The sequence below is a fragment of the Enterobacter cloacae complex sp. GYL001 genome (assembly GCF_049237125.1).
GTDB classification, from domain to species: Bacteria; Pseudomonadota; Gammaproteobacteria; order Enterobacterales; family Enterobacteriaceae; genus Enterobacter; species Enterobacter hormaechei_C.
On record NZ_JBMKGW010000033.1, the window covers coordinates 1 to 10,171 of the forward strand.

Here is a 10,171-nt window from a genome sequence, read left to right on the forward strand (position 1 = left end):
TATTGATTTTTCGCGAAACCATTTGATCATATGACAAGATGTGTATCCACCTTAACTTAATGATTTTTACCAAAATCATTAGGGGATTCATCAGGGTAAAGCATGGGCAGTCCTAAATTTGAAATTGCTGAGCAAATTAAAATGTGGATCGTTGTTTATCTAGTTTGCTTTTTAGCACTTTACTGTGTGTTAAGCGCTCTACATGCGCTTTATGATCCGCTAAATTTACCTGCCCTGACGTGGCCTATCAGCTGGTTCGTGGTGCCTGAAATGACAAGTTTTGGCAGTGCATTATTAGCTTTTGTCCTAACGCCAGGCCTTTGCTCTATAATTGCTGTTTTATTCGGTAAGTCTACCTTTAAAAAAGCTAAAACAAAAATATAGAGTTAATTAGATTGGTGGCTCAGGTTTATAAAACCTCTCACTAGAGAGGTTTATTTATTATTTTTGACTGAGATTAACAGCGTTTTCCATAAATGTATCAATAACAACCGTAAGAGACTGGCTGGTACCATGGCTATACTCAGGCCAAGGTAAAAAAGGATATGAAGAATACGCCATCAACATGATACTGGTTGGGCAACGCCAGTCCGTTGGAACACCTTTACTGTAATGGACAATCATAGCCGGGCGACTACAATCAATATCTCCAGCGTTTTTATCGAGTACGAAAGTAGCCAGAACGCCGGTGTCCTTCTGGGATACGAAAACAAGGCTGTCAGTAAAAATAAAGGCCATTAAGGAAGAGGCCAGGAAAGCGCCAGTAAATAAGGACTTCTTCTCTTTCCAAACGCGTCGAGCATATAACCCCATTAGCGCTACCGCTGAAACCATTCCGGACCACTGAGCACCCAAAGAAAAATCTGTTACTGTTTTAGATGTCATACTTTCATTAATAGTAATCATTGCGACAATGAATGGTGATGCAATTCCAAGTGTTGCTAGGACTATCAGCGATATTTCAGACCGGTTTTCTTTAGCGGATCCTTTACTTATTGCAGACATTGCTCTGAACATAACGAATGTACTGTTGAGCATCAGAAAACAGCATAAGAGCATGTATAACATTGGGTTTCCTCAACCTAGAAGTGATGGTTACCCTGTTATTTTACATAAATTTGACTCAACAGATGCTTTTAAAATCTCGCTTCCTTGAATTTAAAAACATATCAGCACAATTGGCAAACATAAAGGAGCAGCGTCTATCAAAAGTTACTTTTATGATTGGTTGAATACTCATTTTGAAGGCTAAAATCCAAAAAAGTGGGTACAAAAAGTTACTTTTGCGTCATCCAGATGCACTGCCGCCATTTTGCATTCTGTACGTTGGTTGCTTTCTCACTTGATGTCTCTTTTAACAGGCAAATTATCACTTTATCCGACCGGACCTTGTAGGCTGAATCCGTAGAATAAGGCTATAACCTATTCCCGGAGCATCATATGCGTAAAACTCTAATTGGCTGCATGGTTGCAACTGCCCTTGCTACTGTATCTTCGGCACATGCTCAGGTATTTAGCTACTCATTTACAGATACCAATAAGGCTGTTCGGAATATTAAGCCTGCAACACAAACATATCTTAATCCCGCTGGTGTTTTGACTCTGAACTTGATATCGGGTCTTGATCGGTACGAGCGAGTGACGGTCACACGAGACAGCGATAAAAAGGTTATGTATTCCTCCGTCTCGACCAAAACGAGCGTTGCAGATCGTATCGTTGCTGCCGATGGAACAGAATACTATGGAAAGGATATGGTTCTACCGGCGCTCGGAGAAGGGACCTTTACTGTAGTCAATGAAACTCTGGATATTCGCCAGACTGTAGTGAGCACATCTACTTATCATTTCATCGTTGATACAACTCCTCCACGCTATAAGAGTATTTATCCGAGTCAAAACGCAGGTTACGACATGGTACTTTCTGGGCCACTTTGGGAGTTGGGCCGAGGCGGTAGTGGCCAGTTTTCTATATTTGCAGACGGTATTGAGGATGCTAGTGGAATTGCCAAGATCCGTCTTGTCATTAAACGAAGTAATGGTTCTGTGGTCTCCGACAATAACCTGAGTTATGACACAGCCAATAAACGTGCGTTCTATCCGTGGATTAAAGATATGAACACCCAGGCTGGCATGCCCTCAAGTGATCTTGATGAAGAATTCACCTTCAATTTCATCGTTACGGACCTGGCAGGAAATACGCTTAACATTCCTCCCCAGCGGTTTTTATATGACGATCAAATGGGAGAATTTACGCCATTTGCAGTTCATGACTCACGTGTAAGCACCAGTGTTGTACCCGGCATTTCTTCGGGATACGTCCCGTTTAAACGAGGCCTTACAGTGCTGGAAAACCCCTACAAGTTGGTTATACGTATCCCAAGAACTAACTGGAAGCCATATCGAAATGGTGGCATGAGCATTACCAATAACTATGGCGGAGTACAGGTCCTTTCCGAAGATGCCACCTATGTCTACGTGGAAGTTAAGCTGCCACAGGGTGCCTTAGATGGAAACTACTATAGACCTGTGAATACATATCAATGGTCTGGAGGAGATCTTGGTCAGTATGCCAGCTGGCTCAACTGGGATCCTGCCTCTGTAAAGAGTCCGGCTTGGGGAAGTTCACCCATAGAACGACAAAAGGCTGATGGAACATGGTTCAACAGCGTAAACTGGAACCTGTTCAAGGCATCTGATATGCCTATAAAACTTACTAATATCCGGTTCAATGTACAGGCTAGGCCATATGATCAAAAAATCACTGGCGGAGCAACATGCAGTATTCCAGCTGGCTCAACAACCTGTACCGTCTCTTTGCCCCAGGATATTATAAATGGCACTACCGGCTATCTTCATAGTGGCTATGAAGTAAGGTCAACCACCGAAGCAACCTTCTTTGCCCCTATATGGGAGAATATAGCCTGGCATACACTGGGTCCCTCCGTCACTGGATTTGATTACATTGAAACCACCAACATTCTCCAGGTTTACGTGAATCAACCTGGAGATGGTTCATATTTCGACCATGTTTATGTAAATCGAGTTTGGTTGTCAGATAAAAACCGTAACAACGCAGAAATAAGCGTAACCGGCAAACAAACAGGTAGAAATATGGCGTCTGGGAACTACACGTATGAGTTCAACATGAAAGAGGTACCAGAAGGCAGTTATAACGTGGTAATTAATGCCCAAGATACATTCAACAATACCGGTAACCTCCCTTATCAAACTGTTGTCGTTGATAATACAGCACCATCTGTAAGTATTAGCTACGAAGGAAAACCGATCAGCAAAAACGTAACAGTATATGGGCTGGAGAACGTCCGTATACAGCTCACCGATGCTCTAACTAAACCATCCTTAAGCCGTATGACTCTTCGCGGTGGCCCTGTTTCTGATGCGGTGGAATTGTCTTGGGTGAATCTGGGAAACAACCTGTATGCACCTAATTATCCCAAGATCTTTCCGTCTCTTAATGAAGGCGAAACATACACTCTCACAGTTCAGGCCAAAGATGAGATGAACAACGTTAAAGAAAGCTCAGTCGAATTTAACTACCTTCCAAACAATCTCGTCAGGCTAGAGAATCTGAAAACCTTAGCTGTCAATGCTTCTCTCAAAACATCTGACAATACTCCTCTGGCTGTTCTGTATGCCAGCCAGCTGCGTAAAAAGGATGGTTCAATCGCTACAGGGCTTCAGGACGCAGTGCTTACTGTCCGTAAGGACGCTGCATTCGGCGTGACTGTAAATGGTGTTTCTGCGATGCCAGGTGAAAGCAAAGAGCTTCAACTGGATTTGGGGCTCGGGGACAGCCGTAGCTTTCCTATTTTCCCTGCTGTATCCGGCCTTACAGGCAGATCTGAGTTCATGATTAACATTGAAGAATTAAAATAAAGCAGGGCTGTTTTGCTGAAGCACAACGGCCGTCTTCTGATGCGCCGTAGCCCATGTTGTTGCAAATCAGTCCGACGTTCATTGCGTAAGTAACGCTTACTGCGGACCATGGTAGTGATTAGACTCACTACCATGGTCATTTCACCACATATCTTCTCTGCATTGCTCTTGTTGGGCAGACTAGTAACTCGTCACTAAATTGCAGCTTTTGTCTTGCTAAGTCGCTGGTATAACTGCACTACGAAATCGTCAAAAGATTTTATCCCTCATGTAGATCCAATAAATGATCCCAAAGGTGCCAGAGAGTACAAAGAAGATCCCGGTACGCTGTAGGCCGCATGGTTACTGGGCTGGAGCATTGTCACTGACAACAGTAGCGACATAAGTGACAACGGGAGTGACTTAAAAGACAATGGTAGAGACTATTTCGACGTTGGTAATGATTTTAAGTGACAATGGTAGTGAGGTTAGACTTAAACTTCCACTGTAAGGTAAGGTGACTCGCATTATTTAAATAAATTATTACTTTCAATTACTTGCGACACGAGTCTGCATGTATGCTTCTATTTCTCAAAAATTTATCCACCGAAAATGCCTGTGGCTGTGATTTAGCTTTGACGACAGTTTTTATCAGGGAGGCAAGTTGAGACCTGTATAAGAACTAAGCATTTATTTATCCCCATTTTCCACAAGGTAGTTCCAATAATTAGTACCTTAGTGTTCCTGATAGATCAAAAGAGATCCCCGCTGCCTCCAGGCCAGACGGCACAAGGCCTGAGACGTGATCAGTGACAACAGTAGTGATTATTTTGACATTGGTAGTGATTATTATAACGTTGGTAATGAGTTTTTTGACATCAGTAGTGATCAGAGCGACAATAGTAGTGACTTTTCATTAGATCTTTTTAACTTGATCTGATCCGTTGTTGATAAGAGTTGCAGGTCATTGTATGCAAAGAGTTTTTGCCAAGTTTTAATGAGTGGAGTCGTTTTTTTAGGTAGAACTTATGCACAGATATGGATCATCACAATGATCCATCCAGTGACATAGAGTTCGCTGGGGCTTACTATTCACCAATCTGTTTACACATTCAGTGATAACTTATTATGACTAAAGAGAAAGATACTGAGCAGCAGGACCTGGTCACCAGGGCTTTCTCTGTTAGAGAGAAAGAATCAGGTAAAGACATCATTTTGCGTCCTAACAGCAACCGTACGGTGCAGTCTATTGCTTTGATGCGGCTCGGGCTGTTCGTCCCATCACCAAAGAGTGTGGGGCGTCAAAATCGGGAATATAAAACGGTTGGCTTTGACGCAACGAAAGAGTTACAGACGCTCTCTTTAATGGAGAGCGAGGGGTTCACCAATATTTCAATTGTCGGTGAGCGTCTTGATATGTCAGTAGATTTTAAGACGTGGATGGGCATCATTCGAACCTATGCCAATCATCCGATTAACAATGACACGATAAGCTTAAAATTCACTGAATTCCTCAAGCTATGTACGCCTGAAAATTATCGCTCATCTACAGCGTCCAGAAAACGTATAGACGCCTCCTTACGCAGGTTAGCATCCGTTACCTTGTCGTTCACCAGTAATAACTCGTCCAAAGTCTATACAACGCATCTGGTACAGTCTGCCCTGTTAGACCCGGAATCAGATCAGGTTGTCCTTCAGGTTGATCCTAAGATTTTCGAGCTCTATCAATACGATCATAAGGTTTTGATGCAGCTGAAGGCAATTAAGGAGTTGGCCAAGAAGGAAAGCGCCCAGGCTCTCTATACGTTCATAGAGTCATTACCGCCAAATCCTATACCGATATCCCTTACTCGGCTGAAAAATCGTCTGAACCTCAAAACACGAGCAAATAGTCAGAATGCTACCGTGAGAAAGGCTCTTGAAGAGTTGGCATCGATAGGATACCTCCAGTACACCGAAATTAAGAAAGACGGAAAAGTATACTTCCAGATTCATAAGCGGGATCCCGATCTGAATTTGAACAATACTCAGCCTCCTTTAGAAGTGGTTGAAGATGAAGAAGAGAACTCAGGGTCTTCTGTTTTAGAAGGTGAGTTATGCCCACCAGCTGACCCGATAGACGGCGATGATGTTCTTACCGTCCATGATTTAACCGCTGAAGAACTGCGCTATATTCGTAGTCTTCGAAGCCAGAAAAAGAACAGCAACGCCAGCTAAAGTTAACCCGGCGGTTCAGGCTCCGGGTGCTAAATTACTTCTTCGATTTTCGTTAGTCCCAGCCCGCTCTTTCACGTCAACGGTAATGAGTCAAAAGTCATTACCGTTGTCATTGTTCTCTACCACCCTATGTAGATCGAGATTGCGAATTCAACGCTTTCTCCTGAGTCACCTGTTAACACCCGGTTTCTACGCTTTACTTCATTGGCCAGTACATCCAACGGAAAATATCGTAACGGGGTGACAATGGCAGTGAGTTGACCCACTCACTACCATCGACATTCAAATCCCGGCTTCTCTGGTAGCTATAGTGACAATGGTAATGATGTGTACCTTACTGGCATTGTCATTGTCCTCCGAGTGTGCGTTCAGCTTTGGGAGGACACCGGAACTTAATGCGGCGAGTCACGGCCATTGTGAATCTCGATTGGATTGGCGAATACGGCTTCCGGTTGGGCCAGATGTCAATGGTTATGCTTCATCCAGCTCATTACTGTAGTCATTGCCGTTCAGCTGAGCTGATGCTCCTCTCATTCTATGTGGCGACAACGGTAGTGAGCCCAGAAAGTGACTACCGTTGTCATGGCCGTCCAGTAGAGCGGGTCAACCTCTTAAATCACAGGGTGACAACGGTATTGAGCCCAGAAAGTCACTACCGTTGTCATGGACGTCTGGTTAAGCGGATCTACCTCTCAATTCACAGGGTGACAATGGTAGTGAGCCCAGCAAGTCACTACCGTTGTCATAGTCGTCCCGTTGAGCAGATCAACCTCTTAACTTACAGGATGACAACGGTAGTGAGCCTATTAAGTCATTACCGTTGTCATTGCCATCCAGAAGAGCGGATGATCCTCTCAATTCATACGGCGACAATGGCACTGAGCCCAGCAAGTCACTTCCGTTGTCATAGCCTTCCAGAAGAGCAGATGAGCCTCTTAATTAACAGGGTGACAACGGTAGTGAGCTCATTAAGTCATTACTATTGTCATGGCCGTACAGCTGAGCTGATCATCCTCTCAATTCACACGCCGACAATGGTAGTGAGCTATTAAAGTCACTACCATTGTCATAGACGTCCAGTTAAGTGGACCATCCTCTCAATACACACGGTGACAACGGTAGTGAGCCATTAGAATCACTACCGTTGTCATTGCTTTTCAGGTGCACTGATAAGGCTCTCAATAGACACGACGACAATGGCAGTGAGCAATTAGAGTCACTTCCGTTGTCATTGCTTTCAGCTGAGCTGATAAGGTACGTCATTTACACGATGACAATGGCAGTGAGCCAATCGAGTCACTACCGTTGTTAATGCCGACCAACCGAGGGAAGGGTCCGCTCAAAGAACTGAGTGACAACAGTAGTGAGATCATCCAATCACTACCATTGTCAGCTTAAACCTGTAGGACGAAGAGGCTTGTCCGATAAAATGACGACAATGGAAATGAGCCTATCCATCACTACCACTGTCATTAAAGTCCAGCGGTTCAACGTTAATCAGTAGCTCCGGATGACAATGGTTGTGAGTCAGGCAATTCCCAAGCATTAAGTGACAGCAGCGTAACACCTCTAAGCTCACTCCTGTTGTCAGGGGTTAGGGTATTGAGTCTCTACCGTCGTCAGTGTTTCTGAGACACCAGTATTGCAGATCACTACAATTGTCACTTAAGTATCGACGGGGGAATAGATGCAAGTGACTGGCTAACCAGTACCAGTTTAGATTCAAAACGATCCCATCTTTGTGGATGCACTTGAGTAAGCTCGTATGACGATATGTCAGAGAAGTGACAACGGGAGTGAGTTGCCGGACTCACTACCGTTGTCATCCCCGGTTGAAGGAAGAGGATCCCCGGGGCTGTATATTTACCGGGTATCCTTACTCAAGGGTTTCGACACTCACTCCCATTGTCGTAATCAACGAGTGTGCATTGTCTTTTAAAAGCATCGCTGGAAACGTACGATTAAAGTAACTTTTCTTTCGGTTCTTCCTTGCGAATCTCTGAAGACGTACTGGCTGATCGGAGTCAAGGAGGGCAGTAAAATTGAAGCCGTCAGTTTTACTGTCGGCTCCGGGTAGTTACTTCAACTCGTCGATCTGAATCATGAATTCTGAGGTGCCAACTTTCCCATTTTCGGAAGGATAAACGGGTAACAGAAGATTATCCCCCTGGCCCATATCTATTTGCACCTCAACTGACTCACCTGGAGCCGCCTGTGCCCCGTTAAATTTAATACCGAAGGCTGCATCCTTCCGCACAGTCAGCGTTGCGTTCTGGACCCCTTTAGCAATTTCTCCATTTGTCTTACGCAGAACGTTAGTGGACAGGTACGCAAGGGGTACGCCATCTGTCGTTTTGAGAGGCGAACTGACCGATAATGTGCGTAGATTATGTAACTGCACAAGGTTATTCGGTAGATAACTGAACTTCTGAGTATAGGTTTTGGTATTCGACTGACTATCGGCAACTGTTACGCTAATTGAATAATTTTCAGATGGTTCGAAATTTGGGAACAGCCTCGGATACTCAGGCATGTATGTATCTTTGCCTGCCGGTGACCACGTAAGCTCAACGTTATCAGCTGTGGGGCCACCTACGAGCTGAAGACGGGTTATCCTCGGGGTTGTCAGATTATCTGCCAGAGCGATCCTGAGGTTCTCCAGGCCGTACACTACCGTATCGTCTTTTACCGGCTTTCCGTCGAATGTTATGGCCACTGTCGGAGGAGTGTTATCCAGAGCAATTTCTCCGAAAGTTTTATTGGTCTGGTTCTGGAAGAAGTCCCTGATGTTGACCTCAACGTTGTATTTTCCTTCAGACTGACGGGATAAATCATAAGCAATCGTGTAGTTACCTGAGATACGAGATTTGATTACGCCTGTGGGTGACATCCGGGTACCGGTGTTCTTATCGGAAAGATAAAATTCCCTCAATGAGACCGAGTCGAACCAGTTACCATCGCCTTCAAGTGACGCCAGTACATCCAGCTGCTTGTTAGTCTCGTCATATGATATCGAGTTTATTACCGGCAGTTGTTTATTGTTCCAGCGTGTCATAATCCATTGCTCAGACCGCAAAATGGGATTGCTGATGCTGCGAACGAAGTAAAGGATCCTATTGTAGCCCTGGGTACCCAAGGCCATATCAAACGTCTCAGGCGCTTCACACGAGGTTTTTCCTGCCGGAATGGTGCAGGTCGCCTTACCGCCGATCTCTTGTGCAAAGGGCCGGGCTTCAACGTTAAAACGAAGTCGGGAAATTTTAATTGGCAGTCGTGATGAAGCCACACTCTCAAAATCCTTCCACTTAACCCAGTTCCCCTTATCATCGAGGAAATCTACCCAGGTACCCGCAAATGCAGGCGTTTGGTTTGCAGATGGGTTTAGAACGAGGCTGTATGACGGATAATACCCTCCCCACTGGCCAAAGTTCGCCATACGAGCCATATCCCCATTAATTGAGCCATAGGGAAGAGTCATTTCAACATAAGCATAAGTGCTGTCTACAGCTATCTCTTTGGGGGCGGAATATTGATTGATGAACTGAAGCCCACCTTCTGAATAAGCACGGTAGTTAGATTTTGGGATCCGGTAGACTAATCGAATAGGGTTTTCGTTAACGACCATACCGGCTTTGTAAGCCGGATAATTAGAAACCCCGGGTACGACGCTGGAAGACGTATTTGGATCATGAACGGCCCACAGTGTCATCTCACCCAGCGTGTTGTCGTAGCGAAATTTTTGAGTTGGCAGCGTTCGGCTATTACCTGCGTTATCGAAGATAACAACTTTTGCAGTAAAGTCTTCATCCAGGTTGCTGTCTGGTATTCCGGTTCCCTTAACTGAATTCTTAGAGTAAGTGTGGTACATCTTTTGGCCGGATACGTCATACTGCATCTGTGTAGTGCTGTAGAGGCTACCGTCCTGCCTGTAAATATATATTAGGCCCTTATCAATACCATTTGCATCACTTACGCCCGAAGAGGGGCTTTGTTGAATAAATCAGATTTCGGGTAAGTCTCCCCCGTAGCGGGTTGTGTTTTCAGGCAATACGCACGCTTTCAGGCATACCTGCTTTCG

5 protein-coding genes are annotated in these 10,171 nt (G+C 44.7%); 3 read left to right on the plus strand and 2 right to left on the minus strand.

Annotation, left to right across the window (positions count from 1 at the left end; genetic code table 11):
• Positions 1-102: 102 nt before the first annotated feature.
• Complete coding sequence (locus tag ACOTWU_RS24505; RefSeq protein ID WP_000535423.1) at positions 103-384, plus strand: hypothetical protein; 282 nt, start codon at positions 103-105, stop codon at positions 382-384.
• 57 nt (positions 385-441) lie between these two features.
• On the opposite strand, the gene ACOTWU_RS24510 is transcribed toward ACOTWU_RS24505, so the two are convergent.
• Positions 442-1,068 carry a hypothetical protein gene (locus ACOTWU_RS24510; protein ID WP_000966518.1) on the minus strand — a complete coding sequence of 209 codons (627 nt, stop codon included), beginning with the start codon at positions 1,066-1,068 and terminating at the stop codon, positions 442-444.
• Between the two features lie 372 nt (positions 1,069-1,440).
• Here ACOTWU_RS24510 and ACOTWU_RS24515 point away from each other — a divergent pair, with 372 nt between their 5' ends.
• Positions 1,441-3,897 carry an Ig-like domain-containing protein gene (locus tag ACOTWU_RS24515; protein WP_001232713.1) on the plus strand — a complete coding sequence of 819 codons (2,457 nt, stop codon included), beginning with the start codon at positions 1,441-1,443 and terminating at the stop codon, positions 3,895-3,897.
• Positions 3,898-5,004: 1,107 nt separating this feature from the next.
• Positions 5,005-6,093 carry an IncHI-type plasmid replication initiator protein RepHI2 gene (gene repHI2, locus ACOTWU_RS24520; protein ID WP_000159528.1) on the plus strand — a complete coding sequence of 363 codons (1,089 nt, stop codon included), beginning with the start codon at positions 5,005-5,007 and terminating at the stop codon, positions 6,091-6,093.
• Between the two features lie 2,077 nt (positions 6,094-8,170).
• Here repHI2 and ACOTWU_RS24525 read toward each other — a convergent pair.
• A complete protein-coding gene (locus ACOTWU_RS24525) occupies positions 8,171-10,090 on the minus strand; it encodes an Ig-like domain-containing protein (protein ID WP_224743091.1) in 1,920 nt (639 codons plus the stop codon).
• Positions 10,091-10,171 lie beyond the last annotated feature (81 nt).

What these genes read in the sequence shown, in the direction of transcription:
- ACOTWU_RS24515 (WP_001232713.1), top strand. Translation starts at nt 1,441, where the DNA reads ATGCGTAAAACTCTAATTGGCTGCATGGTTGCAACTGCCCTTGCTACT.
- repHI2 (WP_000159528.1), top strand. Translation starts at nt 5,005, where the DNA reads ATGACTAAAGAGAAAGATACTGAGCAGCAGGACCTGGTCACCAGGGCT.
- ACOTWU_RS24510 (WP_000966518.1), bottom strand. Translation starts at nt 1,068, where the DNA reads ATGTTATACATGCTCTTATGCTGTTTTCTGATGCTCAACAGTACATTC.
- ACOTWU_RS24505 (WP_000535423.1), top strand. Translation starts at nt 103, where the DNA reads ATGGGCAGTCCTAAATTTGAAATTGCTGAGCAAATTAAAATGTGGATC.